The sequence below is a fragment of the Burkholderia lata genome (assembly GCF_902499335.1).
GTDB lineage: Bacteria > Pseudomonadota > Gammaproteobacteria > Burkholderiales > Burkholderiaceae > Burkholderia > Burkholderia lata_B.
Window position 1 is genome coordinate 183,546 of record NZ_CABVQK010000003.1, and the last position, 21,161, is coordinate 204,706.

At 65.2% G+C, this 21,161-nt stretch carries 19 protein-coding genes and 1 pseudogene; 10 read left to right on the forward strand and 10 right to left on the reverse strand.

Annotation, left to right across the window (positions count from 1 at the left end):
- Positions 1 to 59: 59 nt before the first annotated feature.
- The 5 genes from BCO18175_RS08540 to BCO18175_RS08560 are packed head-to-tail and all read right to left on the reverse strand — an operon-like array spanning position 60 to position 4,917.
- Positions 60 to 1,529, reverse strand: coding sequence for an aldehyde dehydrogenase (locus tag BCO18175_RS08540; protein ID WP_174980240.1), 1,470 nt, complete (start codon positions 1,527 to 1,529; stop codon positions 60 to 62).
- A gap of 12 nt (positions 1,530 to 1,541) precedes the next feature.
- On the reverse strand, positions 1,542 to 2,579 hold the full coding sequence (locus BCO18175_RS08545) for an LLM class flavin-dependent oxidoreductase (protein ID WP_122477889.1): 1,038 nt from the start codon (positions 2,577 to 2,579) through the stop codon (positions 1,542 to 1,544).
- Positions 2,580 to 2,590: 11 nt separating this feature from the next.
- On the reverse strand, positions 2,591 to 3,526 hold the full coding sequence (locus BCO18175_RS08550; RefSeq protein WP_174966867.1) for a flavin reductase: 936 nt from the start codon (positions 3,524 to 3,526) through the stop codon (positions 2,591 to 2,593).
- A 1-nt stretch (position 3,527) separates the two neighbouring features.
- A complete protein-coding gene (locus BCO18175_RS08555; protein ID WP_174966866.1) occupies positions 3,528 to 4,346 on the reverse strand; it encodes an alpha/beta fold hydrolase in 819 nt (272 codons plus the stop codon).
- Positions 4,315 to 4,917, reverse strand: a complete 603-nt coding sequence (locus tag BCO18175_RS08560) for an amino acid synthesis family protein (RefSeq protein ID WP_047853302.1) — start codon at positions 4,915 to 4,917, stop codon at positions 4,315 to 4,317. The genes BCO18175_RS08555 and BCO18175_RS08560 overlap by 32 nt, the downstream gene beginning before the upstream one ends.
- A 110-nt stretch (positions 4,918 to 5,027) precedes the next feature.
- Here BCO18175_RS08560 and BCO18175_RS08565 point away from each other — a divergent pair, with 110 nt between their 5' ends.
- From BCO18175_RS08565 to gabD, 9 genes and pseudogenes are all read left to right on the forward strand, one after another.
- Entirely contained in the window at positions 5,028 to 5,318 is a 291-nt protein-coding gene (locus BCO18175_RS08565) for a DUF1330 domain-containing protein (protein WP_174966864.1), read from the forward strand.
- 141 nt (positions 5,319 to 5,459) lie between these two features.
- Positions 5,460 to 6,146: a GntR family transcriptional regulator gene (locus tag BCO18175_RS08570; RefSeq protein ID WP_174966863.1), complete on the forward strand. Its 687-nt coding sequence runs from the start codon at positions 5,460 to 5,462 to the stop codon at positions 6,144 to 6,146.
- 264 nt (positions 6,147 to 6,410) lie between these two features.
- Positions 6,411 to 6,842: pseudogene (locus BCO18175_RS08575) on the forward strand (flavin reductase); the annotation flags it as partial.
- Between the two features lie 163 nt (positions 6,843 to 7,005).
- Positions 7,006 to 8,037 (forward strand): ABC transporter substrate-binding protein, encoded by a 1,032-nt coding sequence (locus BCO18175_RS08580; RefSeq protein ID WP_174980241.1) that lies wholly within the window; start codon positions 7,006 to 7,008, stop codon positions 8,035 to 8,037.
- Positions 8,038 to 8,133: 96 nt separating this feature from the next.
- Positions 8,134 to 9,018 (forward strand): ABC transporter permease, encoded by an 885-nt coding sequence (locus tag BCO18175_RS08585; RefSeq protein ID WP_174980242.1) that lies wholly within the window; start codon positions 8,134 to 8,136, stop codon positions 9,016 to 9,018.
- 1 nt (position 9,019) lies between these two features.
- Positions 9,020 to 9,814, forward strand: coding sequence for an ABC transporter permease (locus BCO18175_RS08590; protein ID WP_174980243.1), 795 nt, complete (start codon positions 9,020 to 9,022; stop codon positions 9,812 to 9,814).
- A 16-nt stretch (positions 9,815 to 9,830) separates the two neighbouring features.
- The gene (locus BCO18175_RS08595) at positions 9,831 to 10,919 is read left to right on the forward strand and encodes an ABC transporter ATP-binding protein (RefSeq protein WP_174980244.1); all 1,089 of its coding nucleotides are present in this window, start codon (positions 9,831 to 9,833) and stop codon (positions 10,917 to 10,919) included.
- Positions 10,920 to 10,933: 14 nt separating this feature from the next.
- Positions 10,934 to 11,641, forward strand: a complete 708-nt coding sequence (locus BCO18175_RS08600) for a GntR family transcriptional regulator (RefSeq protein ID WP_174980245.1) — start codon at positions 10,934 to 10,936, stop codon at positions 11,639 to 11,641.
- A gap of 189 nt (positions 11,642 to 11,830) precedes the next feature.
- A complete protein-coding gene (gene gabD / locus BCO18175_RS08605; protein ID WP_174980246.1) occupies positions 11,831 to 13,294 on the forward strand; it encodes an NADP-dependent succinate-semialdehyde dehydrogenase in 1,464 nt (487 codons plus the stop codon).
- 84 nt (positions 13,295 to 13,378) lie between these two features.
- On the opposite strand, the gene BCO18175_RS08610 is transcribed toward gabD, so the two are convergent.
- A complete protein-coding gene (locus tag BCO18175_RS08610; protein ID WP_174980247.1) occupies positions 13,379 to 14,065 on the reverse strand; it encodes an HAD family hydrolase in 687 nt (228 codons plus the stop codon).
- A 140-nt stretch (positions 14,066 to 14,205) separates the two neighbouring features.
- Here BCO18175_RS08610 and BCO18175_RS08615 point away from each other — a divergent pair, with 140 nt between their 5' ends.
- Entirely contained in the window at positions 14,206 to 15,408 is a 1,203-nt protein-coding gene (locus BCO18175_RS08615; RefSeq protein WP_174980248.1) for a WG repeat-containing protein, read from the forward strand.
- 83 nt (positions 15,409 to 15,491) lie between these two features.
- Here the strand turns inward: BCO18175_RS08615 and BCO18175_RS08620 are convergent, their stop codons facing one another.
- The 4 genes from BCO18175_RS08620 to BCO18175_RS08635 all read right to left on the reverse strand — a co-directional run bounded on the left by BCO18175_RS08620 (position 15,492) and on the right by BCO18175_RS08635 (position 21,063).
- Entirely contained in the window at positions 15,492 to 17,603 is a 2,112-nt protein-coding gene (locus tag BCO18175_RS08620; RefSeq protein WP_174980249.1) for a radical SAM protein, read from the reverse strand.
- 192 nt (positions 17,604 to 17,795) lie between these two features.
- Positions 17,796 to 18,452, reverse strand: coding sequence for a hypothetical protein (locus BCO18175_RS08625; RefSeq protein WP_174980250.1), 657 nt, complete (start codon positions 18,450 to 18,452; stop codon positions 17,796 to 17,798).
- A gap of 482 nt (positions 18,453 to 18,934) precedes the next feature.
- Entirely contained in the window at positions 18,935 to 20,344 is a 1,410-nt protein-coding gene (locus tag BCO18175_RS08630) for a sensor histidine kinase (protein WP_174980251.1), read from the reverse strand.
- A gap of 5 nt (positions 20,345 to 20,349) precedes the next feature.
- Entirely contained in the window at positions 20,350 to 21,063 is a 714-nt protein-coding gene (locus BCO18175_RS08635) for a response regulator (RefSeq protein ID WP_174980252.1), read from the reverse strand.
- Positions 21,064 to 21,161 lie beyond the last annotated feature (98 nt).

Below are 21,161 nucleotides of genomic sequence, written 5' to 3' on the forward strand. Positions count from 1 at the left end.
GTGCGGCCCGGCGAACCTTCGAGGCTTTTGATCGGTACTGCGGGTGAATGCGCCGTTGCTCAACGCATCACGAACGGATCGCTGATCGGCTCGTCCGACGTGCGAAGCCACACGGATTTCGTCGTCGTATATTCGAGCGCGGCGCTCAGGCCACCTTCGCGGCCGTGCCCCGACAAGCCGAAACCGCCGAACGGCACGAGCGGCGACACCGCCCGATAGGTGTTGATCCAGACGATGCCCGAGCGCACGCGCTTCGACACACGGTGAGCGCGGGTGAGGTTGGTCGTGAAGATGCCGGCCGCGAGGCCATAGGCCGTGCTGTTGGCCTTGTCGATCGCTTCCTGCTCGGATTCGAACGTATCGACCGACAGCACGGGGCCGAACAGCTCGGTCGTGATGCTGTCTGCTTGGTCGACGCCGGTGCAGTCCAGAATCGTCGGCGCGTAGTAGTACCCGTCGCGCTCCAGCGTGTTCCCGCCGGCGAGCACTTTCGCGCCCTGGCTCACCGAACTCGCGACGACCGCCTCGATGTGGCGAAGCTGTCGCTCCGTGCAGAGCGGCCCGTACTCCGTTGCCATCTCGCCCGGCGAACCCACGCGAATGCGCGACACGCGTTCGACCAGCAGCGCGAGGAACCGCTCCTTGACGGAGGCCTCGATCAGCAGGCGCGAACCCGCCACGCAGCTCTGGCCGCTCGCCGCGAAGATCGCGGCCACCTGCGCATTCACCGCGCTCTGGATATCGGCATCGGCGAACACGATGAACGGCGACTTGCCGCCGAGCTCCAGCGACACCTTCGCGAGATTGCCGGCCGTGTTGCGCACGATGTGGCGCGCGGTCTCGGGGCCGCCGGTGAACGCGACCTTGTCCACGCCGGGGTGGCTGCTCAGCACCGCGCCGCATTCCGGGCCGAAGCCGGTGATGACGTTGACGACGCCCGCCGGAAATCCCGCCTCGTGCACGAGCCGCGCGAATTCGAGCAACGGGCCCGGTGCTTCCTCGGACGCCTTGAGCACCACCGTGCAGCCCGCCGCGAGCGCCGGGCCGACCTTGACCGCGGACAGGAACAGCTGGCTGTTCCAGGGCACGATCGCGGCGACCACGCCGACGGGCTGCCGCTCGAGCCAGACCTGCATGTCGGGCTTGTCGACGGGGATGTGGCTGCCTTCGAGCTTGTCGGCAATGCCGGCGTAGTAGCGGTAGTACTCCGCGACATAGGCGATCTGGCTCGACGTTTCCCGGATGATCTTGCCGGTGTCGGTCGTTTCGATTTCAGCGAGCCGCGGCGCGGCCTGTTCGACGAGATCGGCGAGCTTGTGCAGCAGCTTGCCGCGCGCCGACGCGGATAGTCCGGCCCATTGCGGATCGGTCAATGCACGGCCGGCCGCCGTGACCGCGCGGTTGACCTCGTCGGTTCGCGCTTCCGGCATCTGCGCCCACACCGTGCCGGTCGCGGGATTCACGCTGCCGAACGTCGCGGCGCCGGGCTCGAACCGGCCGTCGATATACAGCTGAAAATGCACATTCATGGCGTCGGGACCTTATTGGAACGCGGGCATCACATCGCGGATCATCCGTTCGAGCGAAGCCTTCTTGCGCTCGAAGCTCATGCCGGTGTCGATCCAGAACGAGTACTCGTCGAAGCCGAGCGCCTCGTAGGCCTTCAGGCGCGCAATGACCTCGGCGGGCGTGCCGATCACGTTGTTCTTGCGCATCGCTTCCGGCGTATAGAACGGGTGAGCGGCGATTTCCTCCTTGCTCAGCGGCTTGATCATCCCGCGGCTGATGGGCCGCTCGTTCTTGAACCACGCGCCGAAGTAGTTGTAGAACACGTTGACTTCGTCGGCGGCCACTTGCGCGTCATCCTCGCTGCTCGCCACATAGGTGTGACGCAACAGCATGATCTTCGGGCGCGGCATGTCGCTGAACTTCTCGCACGCGGCGTTGAAGTGGCCGACCAGCTTCTCGACTTCCTCGTCGCCGAAGTGCAGCGGCGTGACCTGCACGTTGCAGCCGTTCGCCACCGCGAACTCGTGGCTGTTCGGGTCGCGCGCGGCCACCCAGATCGGCGGATGCGGTTGCTGCAGCGGCAGCGGCGACGACGTCGTCGCCGGGAATTGCCAGAACTCGCCTTCGTGCGCGTAGTCGCCTTCCCACAGCTTCTTCACCGCCGGAATGAGTTCGCGCATGCGCTGCCCGGCGCCCCATGCATCGAGCCCCGGCATCAGGCGCTCGTATTCGAACGAGTATGCGCCGCGCGCGATCCCGAGTTCCAGGCGGCCGCCCGAGATGATGTCGGTCATCGCGGCTTCGCCGGCGAGCTTGATCGGGTGCCAGAACGGCGCGACGACCGTGCCCGTGCCGAGCCGCACGCGCTTCGTCTTGTTCGCGAGATCGGCGAGGTTGATGAACGGGTTCGGCGCGATCGTGAAATCCATGCCGTGGTGCTCGCCGGTCCAGACGGCGTGCATGCCGCCGCGATCGGCGATCTGGCACAGCTCGACCATCTCGTCGTACAGCTGCTTTTGGCTGGTCTGGTCGGAGACGCGCTCCATGTGAACGAAAAGCGAAAAACGCATGATGTGACCTTTCAGGAAAGAAGCGGGCGGACGGTGCCGGTGCTGTGATCGCCGAAGTACAGGCCGTAGCTCTTCAACTGGCTCTCCTTGCGATAGCGTTCGAGCATGCTGGCCAGCGCGCTGTCCTGGAACGCGTCGGGCTCGATGTCGTCGAGGCTCACGAATTCGCCGGCGACCGCCGCTTCGTCCGGTGCGCTGCAGAGGAACGAGATGTACTGGTAGTGCGTCTCGGTATTGTTGTAGACCGAATAGATGAAGCTTGCCGATGCGTCCGGCTGGTAGCGCCGGAACAGTTCGGCGAGCGCCTTGTCGGCGCCTTCGTTGCCGATCTCCTTCGTGGGCAGCGCCCACTTGCCGTCGGCCGTCTTCACCATGAGCACCTTGTCGTCGCGCGTGATGATCGCGCTGACGATCACCTTCGGGCCGGCGATGACTTCGGCCGACACCTTCGCCGGCGTGAAATAGCCGCCGCGGTAGTAGCCGAGGCCCGCGTAGCCCGCGGAATGAAACGCCTCGACCTTGCCGATCAGCAGCGCGTGATCGCCCGCATCGATCACCGCGTGCGTCGTGCAGTCGAACCATGCGCTGACGCCGTCGATGAGCGGATTGCGATGGGCGCTCAGTTGCCAGTCGACCTTCGCGAAGCGATCTTCGCTCGGCCGGGCAAACGTGTTGGACAGGTCCTTTTGCCCCTCCGCGAGAATGTTGATCGCGAAATGGCCCGTGGCGGAAAACGTCTGGTAATTGCTCGACGTCTTCGCGATGCTCACGAGCAGCAGGGCCGGGTCCAGCGACACCGACGAGAACGAATTCGCGGTGAAGCCGAGCGGCTGGTCGTCGTCGCGCGCGGTGGTGACGATCGTCACGCCGGTCATGAACGCGCCGAACGCGTCGCGCAGCTCCCGGGTGTTGATCGTCGGGGCTTCCTGGCTGGTTGCTTGGCTCATGTCACACTTCCGATTTCAGGGTTTCCGCCTGTGGCTGGGTCTGCAACCAGGCACGCAGGGCGCGATTGACTTCGTCGGGCGCGGTCAGGTTCACCATGTGGCGCTCGTTCTCGATCACGACGGCCTTTCCGTCGTGTGCGGCCTGCGCCATCTGCCTGGCCATCTCCGGCGTCGAATTCGGGTCGTCCGACCCGGTGAGCACGAGCGCGGGGCACGCGATCCGGTGCCAGCCGTCCGCATACACTTCGTCGCCCTTCGCGAACGCCGTGTACGCGGTGGCGTAACCCTCCAGGTCGACGGACTGCAGCCACGACTCGACCTTCTGCGCGGCGACCTGCTGCGCTTCGTCGGCGTTGAACCAGCGCCGCAACGGCGTTTCCACGTCGATGGTTCCCGAACGCAGTTCCGCGGCGCGTTGCAGCACGGCTTCGCGAGCCTGCTCGGTGCGGCGGTAGACACCGTTCAGGACGGCCACCCGCTTGACCAGGTCGGGCCGCGTGACGGCCACGCCGGCGGCAATCAGCGAACCCATCGAGTGGCCGGCCAGGTTCACGGGGCCGGCGTGAAGCGCTTCGATGAACTCGATCGCCCACTGCACGAACTGCTGCAGGTCGGCGTCCGGGGCGAGCGCATCGCTTTTGCCGTGGCCCGGCATGTCGACCGCGATCACGCGGAATTCGCGCGACAGGTCATCGATCTGCGGATACCACGCGTTCGCCTGCATGCCCACGCCGTGAATCAGGACCAGCGGTTCGCCGGCACCTTGCTCGAGAAAGTGGGCGGCGCGCTTATTTGACAGCAGCAGGGTTCTTGACGTCATTTCCGAGCTCTGCGAGATCTTTGTAGCGGTCGCCGATGCGGTGATGCGGACGGCCGGCGGTGGCGGCGCCGATGGCGATGACCAGTTCGTCGGCGGCCGGTGCGTCCGGAATCGCGAACTGGAGCGTCAGGTAGTGCGAACGGCGGCCTTCGTCGTTCTTGTCCATCATCGGGATCAGCAGCGGCGCATTGGCCGGGCCGCGCGTGTTGTTGAACGCGAGGTACGACTTCGCGCCGACGGCCGTTCGATAGGTGTTGCCGAAGTGCAGCGTGTGGATCAGCGCGGACGCATGCTCGATCTCGCCGTCGAGGCCGACGATCGCGCTCTTGCCGAACGCTTCGACGGCTTCGCCCGAACCGGCTTCGTCGAGGATCAGCTTCGTCAGGTGTTCGCTGAGCTGCGGCGCCAGCGCGCGGATCTCCGGCGACAGGTCCTCGACATATCCGCGGCCTGCCCACGGGTTCTTGATCACGGCGACCGCCCCGATCATCTTCAGCGGCTTGGCCGCGACCTTGTCGCCATCGACGTAGACGGTCTCGACATGGAGGACGGATTTCCGAATCAGGCTCATGGCACCTTCCTTTCGTGCGTTGATTGTGGATTTGATTGTGGTATACCATGTTACGGCATACCATGAGTGTTAACCCTCGTCCGGAAATTTCTCGAAAGTGGAGGTGGAAAATGACTGCGTACTGGATTGCCCACGTGACGGTGCTGGATGCCGCGAAATACAAGGACTACACGGATATCGCGCCGCAGGCGTTCAGGAAGTTCGGTGCCGTTTTCCTGGCGCGCGGAGGCCCGTCGCAGGTGCTGGAGGGGGAGTCGTTCGAGCGCCACGTCGTGATCCGGTTTGCCGACATGCAAACGGCGCTCGCGTGCTATCACTCGCCCGAGTACCAGGCGGCGAAATCGAAGCGGGACGGGTATTGCCGCGCGCAGATCGCGATCGTCGAAGGGCTGGAGGGCTGATCCGCGCACTGACGGCTGGCTGCGGGCCGAGGCCGCGCGGGATGGAAAGCCTGATGACAGTTAAGTCATAATATGGCATTCCATGTTTGCGTCGGCCTCCCGGCCGGCGCAGGCCACCAACCTGTTTCCAGAGTGCCGCCCATGCAAGACCTCAAGATCGACCGCAATGCCAAGACCCTGCGTGAACTGACGCTCGACAAACTGCGCGGTGCGATCGTGCAGGGCTATTTCCGGCCGGGCGCGCGGCTCGTCGAGCGCACGCTGTGCGACGAGCTCGGCGTGAGCCGCACTGTGGTGCGCGAGGTGTTGCGCCATCTGGAGACCGAAGGGCTCGTCGAGACCGTGTCGCGGCAAGGCCCGGTCGTCGCGCGGCTCGATCCGGCGCAGGTGGGCGAAATCTACGAATTGCGCGGCCTGCTCGAAGCCAATGCCGCGCGAGCCTGCGCCGAGGGTGCGACACCCGAGGTCGTGCGGCAGCTGCGCGAGGTCCGCGCGGTGATCGAAGATGCGTTCGAGAAGCGGGAACTGCCGCGCGTGCTCGAGTACACCGAGCGCTTCTACGAAACGCTGTTCGAAGCAGCCGGGAAGCAGGTGTCGCTGACGGTCGTCAAGACGCTCAACGCGCGTATCAACCGGTTGCGCGCGCTGACCATCGCGATGCCGGGGCGCGGCGGCGACTCGAATGCCGAAATGAACCGCTTGCTCGACGCGATCGAGCGGCGCGACGGCGACGCGGCTTCGGCGGCGTCGGCCGCGCACATCAAACGGGTTTCCGAACTGGCATTGGCGGCGCTTGCGGAGCAGAACGAGGCAGTCGCCGACAATTGACGGGATCCCGCGCGCCGGGTCGGCGCGCGACGTTCGACACGAAAGGCCGCCGGCGCAACACGCCGGCGGCCTTTTGTTTTGTCTGCCGATTTGACTCATGGTATTCCATAATACGATGCGCATTGTTGTGGGCCATAAGATGGCATACCATAATCTCATCGGGTAACGCAGCGATCACGGGAGAACGCCATGGCTGAGTCGATGACCGGACACACCGCGCAACAGGCATTCGATGCGCACGGCTTGTGTCGTGCGCTCGGCGCGCGTGCCCAGGTGGGCGCGATCCTGGAACATCGCGACGGGCTGGTGCTCGTCGACACCGCGCAAGGGCTGCGGTTGCCGGCCGGCATCCGGCTCGAACCGGCCAGCAACCCGGCGAGCCTGCGCGGCGTGCTCGCGAAGCTCGGCCTCAACGCACATCTCGACTTCCTGTTCGCGGTGTTCGAGGCGAGCGACGAGCAAGAGCCGGGCGTACACATCTATTACCGCGGCCGTGTGATACACACCGGTTCGCCGTGGTTCGACGACAGCATCCGCATCGTGCCGCTCTGGCAGATTCCGTGGGACGACATCGCCGACGCCGCCGTGCGTTCGATGCTCGAGCGCTATGTGCGCGAACGCAGGCAGGACGCGTACGGCATCTATGTCGGCGATGCGGAAGCGGGAACGGTGCAGACGCTCGCGCTTGCACATTGAGGACACCTGTCGAACCGGAATGCGCAGGCGCCATCGCGGCTCGGCGATGAGCGACAAGATCATGAAGCCGGCGCGATCTGCGTCGCCGGCCTGAATACGCGTGTTCGGATGGCCGCCGCCCCGGTGGTCGCGACGCGCAACCGTTTCCCCCTGGAGAGAGACCATGAGCAGCAGAAGCCTTACACGTTTCGCCCCGATGGCCATGCTTTGCGCGGCGACGCTGGTTGCGGCGCCGGCGCCGGCCGCGGAGCAGATCGTGTTCACGAGTTGGGGCGGCACGACGCAATCGTCGCAGCAGAAGGACTGGGCGCAGCCGTTCACGCAGGCGAGCGGCATCAACGTGCTGATGGACGGGCCGACCGACTACGGCAAGCTCAAGGCGATGGTCGACAGCGGCAACGTCAACTGGGACGTGGTGGACGTGGAGGGCGACTTCGCTTACGCAGCCGCGCAGGCCGGCCTCGTCGAGCCGATCGATTACTCGGTGGTGAAGAAGGACGACCTCGACCCGCGCTTCTCGACGACCCATGCGGTGGGAAGCTTCTACTACTCGTTCGTGCTGGGCTTCAACAAGTCGAGCTTCAAGGGTGCGCAACCGCAGTCGTGGGCCGATCTGTTCGATACGAAGAAATTCCCGGGCAAGCGGACGCTCTACAAGTGGTCGGCGCCCGGCGTGCTCGAAATCGCGCTGCTGGCCGACGGCGTGCCGGCGAACAAGCTCTATCCGCTCGACCTCGACCGGGCCTTCCGGAAGCTCGACACGATCAAGAGCAACATCGTGTGGTGGAGCGGCGGCGCGCAATCGCAGCAGCTGCTCGCGTCGGGCGAGGCGCCGATGGGCATGTTCTGGAACGGGCGCCTGCATGCGCTCGCGCAGACCGGCGTGCCGGTCGGCATTTCGTGGAACCAGAACCTGACGGCCGCCGACATGCTCGTGATTCCCAAGGGCGCGAAGCACAAGGCCGAGGCGATGAAGTTCCTCGCGGCGGCGACCAGCGCGCAGGCACAGGCGAAGTTCGCGGCCGATACGGGTTACGCGCCGATCAACGTGAAGTCGGCGGCGCAGATGCCCGCCGCAGTGGCGAAGACATTGCCGGATCAGTACAAGGATTCGCAGATCAACCTGGACATGAAGTACTGGGCCGACCATCGCGATGCGATTGCGAAGCGCTGGTATGCGTGGCAATCGAAGTAGCACGACTCGACGTCAATACGATTGACGCAGGCATGCCCCGACCCGGCCGTGACACGGGCGGTGCATGACTGAAACAGGAGAGATGCAGGAGACACCATGCCCAATGTTCTGAGTTCCGTCGCTCATCCGCCGGCGAAGGCCGCGCGCCGGCGGCCCGACTGGCGCAACATCCGCTTGCTGATCCCGGCGATGTTGCTGCTCGCGATTTTCTTCCTGCTGCCGGTGCTGTCGCTGCTGTTGCGCAGCGTGCTCGAGCCGGCGCCCGGCTTGCAGAACTATGTGCAGCTGCTCGGCTCGACCACCTATCTGCGCGTGTTCGGCAACACGTTCCTGGTTGCGACCGTCGTGACGGTGGTGACCGTCGCGATCGGCTTTCCGACCGCATGGCTGCTTGCGATCGCGCCCAGGAAGCTGAGTTCGGTGCTGTTCTCGATCCTGCTGCTGTCGATGTGGACCAACCTGCTCGCGCGGACGTTCGCGTGGATGGTCCTGCTGCAGGCGACCGGCCCGATCAACCGGATGCTGATGGCGCTCGGCCTCATCAGCGAGCCGCTGGCGCTGGTGAACAACCTGGTCGGCGTGACGATCGGCATGACCTACATCATGCTGCCGTTCCTCGTGATGCCGCTGCACGCGACGCTGCGCAGCATCGACCCGTCCACGCTGCGCGCCGCGGCGGTCTGCGGGGCGAGCCGCTGGCAGGCGTTCTGGCGCATCCTCGTCCCGCTCGCGATGCCCGGCATCGCGTCGGGTGCGTTGATGGTGTTCGTGATGGCGCTCGGCTACTTCGTGACGCCGGCGCTGCTCGGTGGCGCGCAATACATGATGCTGGCGGAACTGATCGCGCAGCTCGTTCAACAGTTGCTGAACTGGGGGCTCGCCGGCGCCGCGGCACTGGTGCTGCTCGCGGTGACGCTTTCGCTCTATGCGCTTCAGCTGCGCTTCACGGGCGCCGCGCGCAACGGTATGGGAGGGCGCTGACATGTTGCTGGATTTCGACCGTCTGGGTGCAGTGCGCTGGCTGTTGCTGTCGATCGGCGGCGCGGTTGCCCTGTTTCTTCTGCTTCCGATCCTGTTCATCGTCGCGCTGTCGTTCGGCGATTCGCAGTGGCTGATCTTCCCGCCTCCGGGCTGGACGCTGGACTGGTACCGCCAGTTGTTCACCGACGCCGGCTGGCTCGATTCGCTGATGACGAGTGCCAAGCTCGCCGTCATCGTGACCGTGCTGTCGGTACTGATCGGCTTTCTCGCATCGCTCGCGCTGGTGCGCGGCAAGTTTCGCGGCCGCGCCGCCGTGCAGGCGTTCTTCCTCACGCCGATGGTGCTGCCGGTGGTCGTGCTGGCCGTGGCGCTCTATGCGTTCGTCCTGCGCGTCGGCCTGGACGGCACGATGACGGGCTTCGTGATCGGCCACCTGATCATCGCGTTGCCGTTCTCGATCATTTCGATCAGCAACTCGCTCGCGAGCTTCGACACCGCGCTCGAAGACGCCGCGTTGATCTGCGGCGCGTCGCCGCTCGAGGTCAAGCTGCGCGTCACGATACCGGCGATCCGGCTGGGCCTGTTCGCGGCCGCGATCTTCTCGTTCCTCGCGTCATGGGACGAAGTGGTGGTGTCGATCTTCATGTCGAGCCCGACGTTGCAGACGCTGCCCGTACGCATCTGGGCGACGCTGCGCCAGGACCTGACGCCCGTGGTCGCAGCAGCCTCTTCGTTGCTGGTCGGCCTGACGACTGTATTGATGTTGGCGGGCGCGCTGCTGCGCCGCGCTCGATAAATGAGGTAACCGAGCCATGACTTCCGCATTCCTGCAAATCCAGCGCCTGCGCAAGACCTACGACGATGTCGTCGCGATCGACCAGGTGTCGCTCGATGTCCGAAAGGGCGAATTCATGACGTTCCTGGGGCCGTCCGGTTCCGGCAAGAGCACCACGCTCTATATCGTTGCCGGTTTTCAGGAGCCGACCGAGGGCCGGGTGCTGATCGACGGCAAGCCGCTGCTCGCCGTTGCGCCGAACAAGCGCAACATCGGCATGGTGTTCCAGCGCTACACGCTGTTTCCGCATCTGACCGTGGGCCAGAACGTCGCATTTCCGTTACGGGTGCGCCGCCAGCCGGAAGCGGAAATCCGGAAGAAAGTCGACCAGATGCTGGAGCTGGTCCATCTTTCCGAGTTTCGTGACCGCATGCCGGCCCAGTTGTCCGGCGGGCAGCAGCAACGTGTGGCGATCGCGCGCGCACTGGCCTACGATCCGCCGGTGCTGCTGATGGACGAGCCGCTCTCCGCGCTCGACAAGAAGCTTCGCGAAGAGATCCAGCTTGAGCTGCGCCGCATTCACCAGGAAACCGGCGTCACCATTCTCTACGTCACGCACGACCAGGAGGAGGCGTTGCGCCTGTCGGACCGGATTGCCGTATTCAACAAGGGCTGCATCGAGCAATGCGGGACCGGCGAGGAGCTCTATGCGAACCCGGCTTCGCGCTTCGTCGCGAACTTCATCGGCAATTCCAATTTTCTTCCGGTGCGCGTCACGTCGAGCGGCACCGCGCAATCGAACGCGGTGTTTCCGAGCGGCCACCAAGTGGCGACCGCGGGCAATGCGTCCGTCGCCGTGGGCGGCGACGGCACGCTGATGGTTCGCCCCGAGCAGATGCGCATCCGCGCGGCCCAGGCGGCGCAAGACACGGCCGGCTTGCCGGTGACCGTTCGCGACATCACGTATCTGGGCGACGCGATGCACTATTCGGTCACGACGCCGTGGGAGCAGGAGATCTCCGTCCGGATGCCGGCAGGCGATCACCGGGACAGCGGCATCGTCGTCGGTACCCGTGCGCTGGTGGACTGGGACGCACGTGACGTGCGCCTGTTCGCGCAGGCATGAACCGGTAGCCGGCGATGCACGAATCGTTTCCATCCCTGAAGGTCGAGCGCCGTACGACCACGCTGCGGGAACTCGTCCTCGAGAAAATGCGCACGGCCATCCTCGATGCACGCTTTCTGCCGGGCGAACGGCTCGTCGAGCGGACGTTGTGCGAGGAACTGGGCGTGAGCCGTACCGTCGTGCGCGAGGTGTTGCGCCATCTGGAAGCGGAAGGGCTCGTCGATACGGTGCCCAACCAGGGCCCGATCGTCGCCGTGCTCGATCTCGATCGGGCAGCCGAGATCTACGAGATTCGGGGATTACTGGAAGGCGAGGCCGCTTCGGCGTGTGCGCGGCTGGCGGACGAACGGACGATCGTGGAACTGGAAGCGCTGATCGATCGCATTCGGGATGCATTCGGAAGCCGGGATTACCGCAGCGTCCGGATGCTCACGACGTCGTTTTACGAGCGCATGTTTCTCGCGGGGAAAAAGCAGGTGGCGTGGGAGATCGTGCAGTCGCTGATGGCGCGGATCAACCGCCTGAGGGCGATGACCATCTCCTCGGACGATCGCGGGCAGCAGGCGGTGCAGGAGATGCGCCTGATCGTGGCTGCGATACGGGCCGGGAACGCGGCGGCCGCGAGCGAGGCTGCGCTTGCGCACGTCAACCGCGTCGCCGAAATTGCCCGGACGTTGTTGGGCGAAGGGCAGGAGCACGCCAGTGGGAAACACGCCGGATGATGGCGCAGACGCGTCGATCGGACTGGTTGACGCGGGAGTGTCTTCTCTGACTCAAGTCCGTCCTGAATTTGTTGCAATGCTTGACCCGGTTTCGGCGCGCCACGGCAGTCGACGTGTCGCTTCGTGGCCGGATTTAATATTGGATCCGCATTGGATCAACCGATACAAGTCTCTGCGAGTCGAGGAACGATGATGGAATTTGGAAGTGCGTTGAAGGATCCGGCGCTGTTTCGCCAACAGGCCTACGTGAATGGCGAATGGCAGGCCGCGGCAAGCGGCGAAACCTTCGAAGTCCGGGACCCGTCAACCGGAGACGTCGTTGGTACAGTGCCGTTGATGGGCGCGGCCGAGACGCGTCACGCGATTGAAGCCGCGAATGCCGCATGGCCGGCATGGCGCAAGAAGACCGCGAAGGAACGCGCGGTCGTCCTGCGCAAGTGGCACGACCTGATGATGGAAAACGCCGATGACCTCGCGCTGATCCTGACGACCGAGCAGGGCAAGTCGCTGGCCGAAGCGAAGGGCGAGATCGGCTATGCCGCATCGTTCCTCGAATGGTTCGCGGAAGAAGGCAAGCGCGTGTACGGCGACACGATCCCGACGCCGGCGAGCGACAAGCGCATCGTCGTGACGAAGGAAGCGATCGGCGTGTGCGCGGCGATCACGCCGTGGAACTTCCCGGCGGCGATGATCACGCGCAAGGTCGGCCCGGCACTCGCGGCAGGCTGCCCGATCGTCGTGAAGCCGGCCGAGGCCACGCCGTTCTCCGCGCTCGCAATGGCCGTGCTGGCCGAGCGCGCGGGCGTGCCGGCCGGCGTGTTCAGCGTCGTCACGGGCGACCCGAAGGCGATCGGCGGCGAGCTGACGTCGAACCCGATCGTTCGCAAGCTGTCGTTCACCGGCTCGACGCCGGTCGGCCGCCTGCTGATGTCGCAGTGCGCGGCGACGGTCAAGAAGGTGTCGCTGGAGCTCGGCGGCAACGCACCGTTCATCGTGTTCGACGACGCCGATCTCGACGCGGCCGTGCAGGGCGCGATCGCGTCGAAGTACCGCAACAGCGGCCAGACCTGCGTGTGCACGAACCGCTTCTACGTGCATGAAGCCGTGTACGACCAGTTCGCGCAGAAGCTCGCGGCGGCCGTCGGCCAGTTGAAGGTGGGCCGCGGCACGGAGCCGGGCGTCACGCAAGGTCCGCTGATCAACGAAGCAGCGGTGCTGAAGGTCGAGGCGCATATCGAGGACGCGCTCGCGAAGGGCGCGACCGTCGTGACGGGCGGCAAGCGCCACGCGCTCGGCCACGGCTTCTTCGAGCCGACCGTGCTGACGGGTGTCACGTCGGCGATGAAGGTCGCGAAGGACGAGACGTTCGGGCCGCTCGCGCCGCTGTTCAAGTTCAGCAACGACGACGAAGTGATCCGCCTCGCGAACGACACCGAGTTCGGCCTGGCCGCGTACTTCTACAGCCGCGACATCGGCCGCGTGTGGAAGGTTGCGGAAGCACTCGAATACGGGATGGTCGGCGTGAACACGGGCCTGATCTCGAACGAAGTCGCGCCGTTCGGTGGCGTGAAGCAATCCGGCCTCGGCCGCGAAGGCTCGCACTACGGCATCGACGACTACGTCGTCATCAAATATCTGTGCCTGGCGGTTTGATTCGTGCAATCGCAATTGCGTGCCAGAGCAATCCGGCACGCAGTCTGCGTGGACTAGACATGCCCTGAGTGACTGCCATGTTTCTCAGCCAGCCGTTGCGAACCCAAGCCGATCGGCAAGCCGGTCATCGTCGAAATCCGGAAAGACAACCGCACCGCGCGTGGTCAGAACGTCCGCCTTCGGCGGCATGCCGATACCGATGAATTCGAGGCCGAGATGGTCGGCGACTTCGAGATCCCAAAGCCCGTCTCCGACGGAAACGGTCCGGCAAGCTGACGCGACGCCATGGTATTCCCGAGCGCGTTCGACGGCAGCGGCAACAAGATCCGTCCGTGACGGGTACTCCGACGCCGTAACCAGCAGGTGGTCGTCAAACGAGATTCCCACGGCCTGCAGTTTCCGCTCGCTGACGCGCCGTACGCCACCCGTCGCAAAGACGATTCCCCAGCCGGAAGCCATCGCCTCCCGCACGAACCTGCGGGCGCCAGGGATTTCCTGGAGTTCCTGACGGGAAAGCGCATCCACGAAATTGCGGTCGATATCCTGCTCGAAGGCAGCAACCGCCGATGCATTCATCGGGCTCCAGCCATTGGTCGCCAGTGCGTGCGCGAGGATGCCCGTGTCCGTGTGATGCGGATAGCGTGCCCAGTCGGTGTCGAGGGCAGGCAGGTTCAACGCAAGCAGCGCCGCCAGGAACGCGGACTGATGCACGGCGACCGAATCCGTCAGCGTGCCGTCGATATCCAAAACAAGTATGTGTTCGGTTTTCATTGAATGACATCGCGAAAGAGACGGCGTGAAGGTTTTCCAGAACCGACCGGCCGGTTCGATCGGTGGGCCGGCAAGCCGCTATCATAGGCACCCGGGATGCCGAATGCCAACGCTTCACTCATAAAAAACAAGGAACTCCGATGGCGCATCGCATGTACATGTTCAATCTGCAAGACGTCGGCCCGGCCGACACGCCATGCCTGAACATGGTGGAGTGGAACTACGATTTCCCGACGGTGTTGAGTCCGCTGCTCGCGGCGGCGCCATTCCTTGCACGCAATCGTTGCAACGATACCGGCGACGACGACGGGATCTATGCCGAAGCGGAAGGCGGCAAGGCACGGATGGCCAGGCTGTACGCGTTCCTGGAACGCCATGCCGACCGCCTCATCGACGATCTCGACGCCTTCCGGGACGCAAAGCGACGGATATTCGCATTCCTCGGGAATCGCGCGGTGCATCGCTACTTTCACCTGAACGGATGGGATGTGTTCAATCTGTCGGTGGATCCGCACGTCGAGCAGGCTCGGATGCTGCTGGCGCGCATCGAGCGCGACAGCGCGCGGATCGAGCACGCGATCGAGGCCGACGATCCCGCCATGCTCGACCAGTGCGAGGGCCTGGCGGAAGAAGATGTCACCAGCTTTCGCGAACTGATCAACCAGGATCACTACGACTACGGGTGGGAGCCGTTGACGTCGATTTACTACGACCAGGTCGAAGTGTTCGAGCAAGACGAAAAAATGGGCATCATGGCGATCACGGGCGAGGTGCTGGTGCCGCCGCATTACGACGAGATTGGTTTCGATCGATGGATGGAAGTCGCCATCGTCCGGCAAGGCGACCGTTACGGACATGTCGATAGCCAGGGGAAAGAGATTACGCCGGTGCAGTACGAGCGTGTCTGGGCATTCTGGCGCGGCGAATATGCGCGGGTGCAGCACGACGGCAAGTTCGGAGTGGTGGATCGCAACGGGGTACAGGTCATCCCGTGCCGTTATGCGGCGTTGACCGTGCTGCAACACTCCGGCAGCAGGTGCTGGGCCGCCTGCGAGCACGAGCGCTGGGGGGTGCTCGATGCTTCAGGGCAATGGCGTCTGCCGGCCGAGTACGATTCAATCGACGACGCGTTCGGCCGGATCGTTGCGATCCGTCCGGGCAACGACGTGCCGGAGATCTTTACGTGCCGCCTCGTTCGGCTCGGGACAATGCCCGACAACGATATCGAGGTGTTAGAGGTCAAACGCGACGACGACACCAAGGTGTTTCACTACAAGGTGACGCATGCGGATACCGGTGCGATCACCGTGTTCGACGAAGATGGTGTGCAGGTTCGCACCTGAGTCAACGGGTTCGCATCGACTGACGCCGAAGTACGCGAATTCGGGGATGACGATGGCGTGGGTTCGACGGGTTGCGCGGCAGATCAGGACCGGACGTCCGCGATCACGCGTCGAACCGCAAACGCCAGCGGATCGACCTCGTGAACCCCGACGGAAAGCGTGGCGCCCAACAACGTTGCAAGCTGTTCGAGTTGAGCGAAGGCGTATCCGGGATCCGCGGTGACGATGTTCACGAAGGCCATGCTTCGGCGATATCCCGGCTTGACTTCAATGCGTGTGCCGCTCGGGAGCCGTTGGTGGAGGGCTTCGCGAACCCGGCCGATATCAATCTCGCCGGGTTCGGTACGCCGGCCCTTTTGAGGCTTGGTACCCGGCACGACAAAATAGGCGCTGACACGTACTTCCTGGCCGTCGATGGCGCTGACATGCGCACCCTGTCGGTAGGCCAGCACGGCGAGCCGCTTGCGCCGCTCGAGTCCCGATACCAATACGCACGTGCCTGCGACGTCCGTCTGGCCCTCGCCGATCATTTGCGCGAATCGAACCGCTCTCTGGCCGGAATCGTCGCGCCATCCGAAATGCACCGCAAGCCTTGGCGTTCTGCCGATTTCCGCACCGAGTCGCTTCATGACCGACAGCACCGCCGTCTCATTCATCTCGTCAAACACGAGCTCCGCGGCGAGCGGGCGACCGGCCGCATAGGTGGTGAGCCATTGCCGAATCTCGACGAGTTCACCTGGCACGCTGTCACCCTGCAATTCGAGCGTGACGAGGATGACATCGCCATGCAGCCAGGTCCTGGCGGCGGGACGGGGCGTCAGGCTGGCCAGGTTGCGGGCGTCGTCGGCGCTCGACGCACGCACCGCCGCCAGCAGGTACACGTCATGGGCGTGGATTCCTTCGGGCACCACGTATGCGCCTTTCTTCCAGGCCAGCGCGCGCAGCTCCGGAAACAGGTCGTCTGCTTCGTATCCCGTCGCGATCACCGAGCGACCGATCGCCGCCAGCTCGCGAGGCGATCCTCCACCCGACAATCGCGGGCCCGCCACCGCTTCTTCCTTGAACAGGCGCTTCCACTCGGACGAGTACTCGGCATCCGGCGCCCATGACGGCAGCAGTTGGGCGAGGTAGGCGTCCGCATCCGCGATGGTCTCGAACTTCGCGACCATCACGCACTCGCCGCTGTTGTTGCCGGAGAATGCCTGCCACACACTGACTGATGGCGTGGACCGGGTTCGATACGCGTCCGTGCCGCGACGTGCGCAACCTCGCCGCGCGCTTGGCTGCCCGAGACGCGCGCGCTCGTTCCGCCATCCATGCAGGATTTCCTCCGCACTGGTCGCAGGCAGGCCGCCGTCATGGAACGAGCAGCCCTGCATGCGTCGATCCGGCGTGATGGAAACGAAGTCCAGACCTGCGCCGCAGTCGCCACTTCCGTCGGCGCCATCGAACAATCTGGGTACGGGAACCGCATCGCCAAAGCACACTGACAGTCGGCAGGCAATCGGCGAATTCTGCACGATCGCCGCAAGCTGCGCCCGCCCGCGTGGCGAAAGGTGCCTGCGCGGATCGGGGCCGATGTAAGACAACAACGAGACATCCTGGCAACCCAGCACGGCCAGTTCAGCCAAAAGCGCGGGCAGCCCCTGCAGCACGGCATCATCGACGATCAGGTTGGCGCCCCATCGTTGCCCGTATTCCGACAGGACCGTGCTCGCGTCGCGCCAGCGCACGTCATCGTAGAGCGAGACGCGGACCTGACCGAAGCGGCCGGCGTAGGGCGCAAACGTGTTTCGCCGGATCAGCGTTCCGTTGGTCGTGACGTTCAGTGCAAGCGGCGTGGTGTGATGGAGAATGTCGATCAACTCGGCGAAGCCACGGAACGCGAACGGCTCGCCGCCGCCAAAGGCCACTTCCAGCGTTCCCGCGGCGCTGAGGCCGCGAAGGACGTCAACGGCCGACTGGACGGACCAGGCGCTGTCGCGCTGCACGTCGCGCGAGCAAAAATCGCAGGACAGGTTGCACTTGTTCGTTATCCCGAACATCACGACTCGCGGGGCGGGGCGTCGAAAATCGCTGGTCGCTGCATTCTCGATCCGGATGTGCGTTCCCGTCGCGGGGTGAAAGCGCAGCAGTGCGCCATCCAGCGGATAGTCCCTGAATGCGTTGCGATCAAAACTCGTGGAAACCGGCATCGGCGAGGCCCTCTCTTTTTTCCCGGGGATCCCCGTGAACCCGGTGATGCCAGGGGAAACCGTTGTATTTGTCTTGAGCGCGTTGCGCGCGAAGCGGAAATTATCCCGGCGTAGCCGGCAAGCGACAAGCTGCCGCCGCTGTAGCGTCGCCGCGATGACAGCGGCGACCCGATCAAAACCCGGCCGGCAAGATCAAATCCGGTCGAAATTGAACGGCGTCACGTCCGGCAAGCCTTCGACCCGCTGTACGGCGACGCCGCACCAGGTGCCGATCATGTCGATCATGCGGCGCGCCCCGGCGCCATCATTGAACCGGCCCATCAAATCGATCGGCGGGCAGGCGCGAAAAACCAGCACGACTTGCACAAGATCCTGCTGGAGAGTCGTCCACGAGCCGCCCACGACTGCGCCGTCCAGACTCCGGCGAGCACCAATCAGCAAACGCTCGAGATCGCGGCACGCGTAGGTATGCCGCACCGGCGTGCGCAGCAGCCGCATCGTGGTGACGTCGATCCAGCGCTCCCCGTCTCGCCAGCAGAAGCGGGTTTCACGCAGCGGGCCGCCGAACCAGCGCGCGCGCATCAGCTTGCAGCCGATCCAGATCATCAGCACGCCCACGCCGACGAGGAGTAGCACCGCGATGCCGAGGCCGAGCCATTCGTACCAGGCATGCAGCTCGTCGCCGGTCAGGAGCCCGGTCAGCGCGGGTACGCCGATCAGACAGGCCAGCCCCAGCGTGCTGAAGCCGAAGCCGAGCAGCCACCAGACGAAGCGGTTGATGCGCACGCGGCGCGGCGACAGCACCAGATCCCCGCCGTCGGGAACGCATCCGTAGCCGGCGTCGAACATCCACCGGTCCGGGGCCAGCACGCCCAATATCATGGCGAGCAAACCCAGTCCACCGAGTGAGACGGTGACCCAGCCAACGATGGCTTCGATTAAAGGAGTCATTGACCCGCCCAATTGAGATCCGCTGCGCCGCGCACAGCGGACGTCCGGTCCGATTCGATCGTCGCGATTCTGTCTGATCCCGTGTCGGGCCGCAAGCGGATCGCAGAGGAGCGGGTTGCGATGCTTGCTTGCGGGAATCGAGAACGAAGGTGTCGGACAGCGGACCGTTATCGTTCGGAAATTTCTGGCCCTGTTGGGTCGATCTGTCGAACGGCGCTCTCGACCCGAGGGGATGACCGATTCAGCGAGGCCGGCATTCACGGGCGCGGGGTGCGCTGCAACCGTCGTCACCCATTGCGCACATTTGTCGACGTCATGCCCACGCAACCACCGCCACACGGCCTCGGGGCCCTAAGCCACGGAGCACGGGCCAGCAACGTTCATGCACTGTCGCGCGGCAGCGTGAGAACCGCATCGAGCCCGCCGCCGTCCCGATTGCGCAGAATCAGCGTGCCGCCGTGCAGCGTCGCGATGCTGCGCGCGATCGTGAGCCCCAGCCCCGTGCCGCCGTCGTCGAGGTCGGCGTGCTTGCCGCGCCGGTACGGCTCGAACACGCGTTCGAGCCAGTCGTCGGGAAGGCCGGGGCCGGTATCGCCGACGACGATGCGCACGGCATCCTTGCTGTCGCGCACGTCGATCGTCACCGGCGCGCCGCCGCTGTAGTGCGCGGCGTTGTCGAGCAGGTTCTGCAGGCAGCGTTTCAGGTTGCGCGCAAAGCCCGACACCGGCGCCGTCGCGTGTCCGTTGATCGTGACCGCCTGGCCGGTATCGCGCGCATCTTCCGCCAGCCCTTCGAGCATCGAATCGAGATCGATGCCGCAGCGCGGTTCCGTCACCTCCACACCGCGCACCGCGTCGAGCGCGCCGCGAACCATCGATTCCATTTCGTCGAGATCGCCGCGCAGCCGGTCGCGCCACTCGGGATCCGGCAGCATCTCGGTGCGCAGCCGCAAGCGCGTGAGCGGCGTGCGCAGGTCGTGCGACACCGCGCCGAGAAAACGCGCCCGCCCGGCGAAGCTGTCGATCAACTGCTGCTGCATCGCATTGAACGACTCGGCCGCGCGGCGCACTTCCGACGGCCCGTCGACGGCAAGCGGCGGCCGGTGGATGTCGCGGCCGAGCGCTTCGGCGGCACGCGCGAGCTGCGTGAGCGGCTTCAGCGCGAAGCGCACGGCGACGAATGCAACCGCGCACACCGCGACGAAACGGATCAGGTAAAGCCTCAGCAGGTAGTCGACGACGAGCGACGCGGGCATCGCATGCATGCCGGCCTGGCCTTCGTCGGCACGCACGTCGAGCCAGCCGCCCGACGGCAGGCCGACCTGGACGTGGAATTCGCCCGTCGGCATCCGCGAATCGAACAGGCTCAGCGGGCCGGCATGATGGCCTGCGTCGTCGTGCAACGCGGCTTCGACGAGGCGAAACGGCACATCGGCACCGAGCCGCCGCGACAGGACGCCGGCGATCAGGCCAGCCGTTGCGTGCTGCGCGAAACTCAGCGTGCCGGCGGGCGAGGGCGCATCGATGCGCTCGAGGCGGTAGCGGGCGTCGCCCAGCGCGGCGATGGCCGCGTCGCGCGCGGCCGGGTCCGGCGTGGCGTCGACGAGCCGCAGCGTATCGGCGAGCCGGCTCGCGAACAGGCGCGCCGGAATTTCCAGCATGCGGTTGTCGTGGGTGTCGAACCAGATCGTGCCGGTCAGCATCTGGCCGGCGAACATGCCGGCCACAAGGATGGCCACGAGCCGCCCGAACAGCGAGTCGGGCCACACGCGCAGCTTCATGCGCCGCATGCCCATCACGCTTCGTGCACGACGTCGGCGACGAGCATGTAACCCTCGTTGCGGACCGTGCGGATCAGCGCCGCGTTGCGCGCGGCATCCTTCAGGTGGTGGCGCAGCCGGCTCACGCACACGTCGATCGAGCGATCGAGCGGCGCAAGCTCCTTGCCGAACACGCGATCGAGCAGGAACTCGCGCGACAGCGGGCGGTTCGGGTGATCGAGCAGCGCGCGCAGTGTGCGGTAGTCCGAGCCGCCGAGCGACACGACGACGCCGTCGGGCGACATCATCTGCTTCATCCGCGTATCGAGATGCCAGCCGGCGAAGCTGACGCGCGACGAGGCTTCCGTGCGCCGCGTGCCCGGAATCGCGCGCGTGCGGCGCAGCACGACCTTGATCTTCGCGACGAGCTCGCGCGGGTCGAACGGCTTCGGCAGGTAGTCGTCCGCGCCCATCTCGAGGCCGAGGATCCGGTCGAGCAGGCCGCCGCGCGCGCTCAGGATCACGATCGGCACGTCGTGGCGCTGCCGCAGGTCGCGCGTGAGGTCGAGGCCGTCCTCGCCGTCGAGCATCAGGTCGAGCACGACGAGATCGACGCTCGACGTCCCGAGCGCCTGCCGAAGCTGCTGGCCGTTCTCGGCCAGCGTGACGCGGTAGTTCATGCCGCGCAGGTAGTCGCCGAGCAGCGTACGGATGTTCGGATCGTCGTCGACGACAAGGATGTGGTCCATCGGGAGAAGCTTCCGGATAAATCGAAATGATTTTGAAAGGAATGGCGCGCCAACACATTCCATTACAAAAGGCCGCGCTTCCAACACATCGCCATTAC

Bases quoted from the DNA above. Each gene is read 5' to 3' on its own strand.
- BCO18175_RS08625 (WP_174980250.1), bottom strand. From the start codon at position 18,452: ATGTTCGACGCCGGCTACGGATGCGTTCCCGACGGCGGGGATCTGGTG.
- BCO18175_RS08630 (WP_174980251.1), bottom strand. From the start codon at position 20,344: ATGCGGCGCATGAAGCTGCGCGTGTGGCCCGACTCGCTGTTCGGGCGG.
- BCO18175_RS08595 (WP_174980244.1), top strand. From the start codon at position 9,831: ATGACTTCCGCATTCCTGCAAATCCAGCGCCTGCGCAAGACCTACGAC.
- gabD (WP_174980246.1), top strand. From the start codon at position 11,831: ATGATGGAATTTGGAAGTGCGTTGAAGGATCCGGCGCTGTTTCGCCAA.
- BCO18175_RS08610 (WP_174980247.1), bottom strand. From the start codon at position 14,065: ATGAAAACCGAACACATACTTGTTTTGGATATCGACGGCACGCTGACG.
- BCO18175_RS08570 (WP_174966863.1), top strand. From the start codon at position 5,460: ATGCAAGACCTCAAGATCGACCGCAATGCCAAGACCCTGCGTGAACTG.
- BCO18175_RS08585 (WP_174980242.1), top strand. From the start codon at position 8,134: ATGCCCAATGTTCTGAGTTCCGTCGCTCATCCGCCGGCGAAGGCCGCG.
- BCO18175_RS08565 (WP_174966864.1), top strand. From the start codon at position 5,028: ATGACTGCGTACTGGATTGCCCACGTGACGGTGCTGGATGCCGCGAAA.
- BCO18175_RS08615 (WP_174980248.1), top strand. From the start codon at position 14,206: ATGGCGCATCGCATGTACATGTTCAATCTGCAAGACGTCGGCCCGGCC.
- BCO18175_RS08620 (WP_174980249.1), bottom strand. From the start codon at position 17,603: ATGCCGGTTTCCACGAGTTTTGATCGCAACGCATTCAGGGACTATCCG.
- BCO18175_RS08550 (WP_174966867.1), bottom strand. From the start codon at position 3,526: ATGAGCCAAGCAACCAGCCAGGAAGCCCCGACGATCAACACCCGGGAG.
- BCO18175_RS08545 (WP_122477889.1), bottom strand. From the start codon at position 2,579: ATGCGTTTTTCGCTTTTCGTTCACATGGAGCGCGTCTCCGACCAGACC.
- BCO18175_RS08635 (WP_174980252.1), bottom strand. From the start codon at position 21,063: ATGGACCACATCCTTGTCGTCGACGACGATCCGAACATCCGTACGCTG.
- BCO18175_RS08580 (WP_174980241.1), top strand. From the start codon at position 7,006: ATGAGCAGCAGAAGCCTTACACGTTTCGCCCCGATGGCCATGCTTTGC.
- BCO18175_RS08560 (WP_047853302.1), bottom strand. From the start codon at position 4,917: ATGAGCCTGATTCGGAAATCCGTCCTCCATGTCGAGACCGTCTACGTC.
- BCO18175_RS08590 (WP_174980243.1), top strand. From the start codon at position 9,020: ATGTTGCTGGATTTCGACCGTCTGGGTGCAGTGCGCTGGCTGTTGCTG.
- BCO18175_RS08555 (WP_174966866.1), bottom strand. From the start codon at position 4,346: ATGACGTCAAGAACCCTGCTGCTGTCAAATAAGCGCGCCGCCCACTTT.
- BCO18175_RS08600 (WP_174980245.1), top strand. From the start codon at position 10,934: ATGCACGAATCGTTTCCATCCCTGAAGGTCGAGCGCCGTACGACCACG.
- BCO18175_RS08540 (WP_174980240.1), bottom strand. From the start codon at position 1,529: ATGAATGTGCATTTTCAGCTGTATATCGACGGCCGGTTCGAGCCCGGC.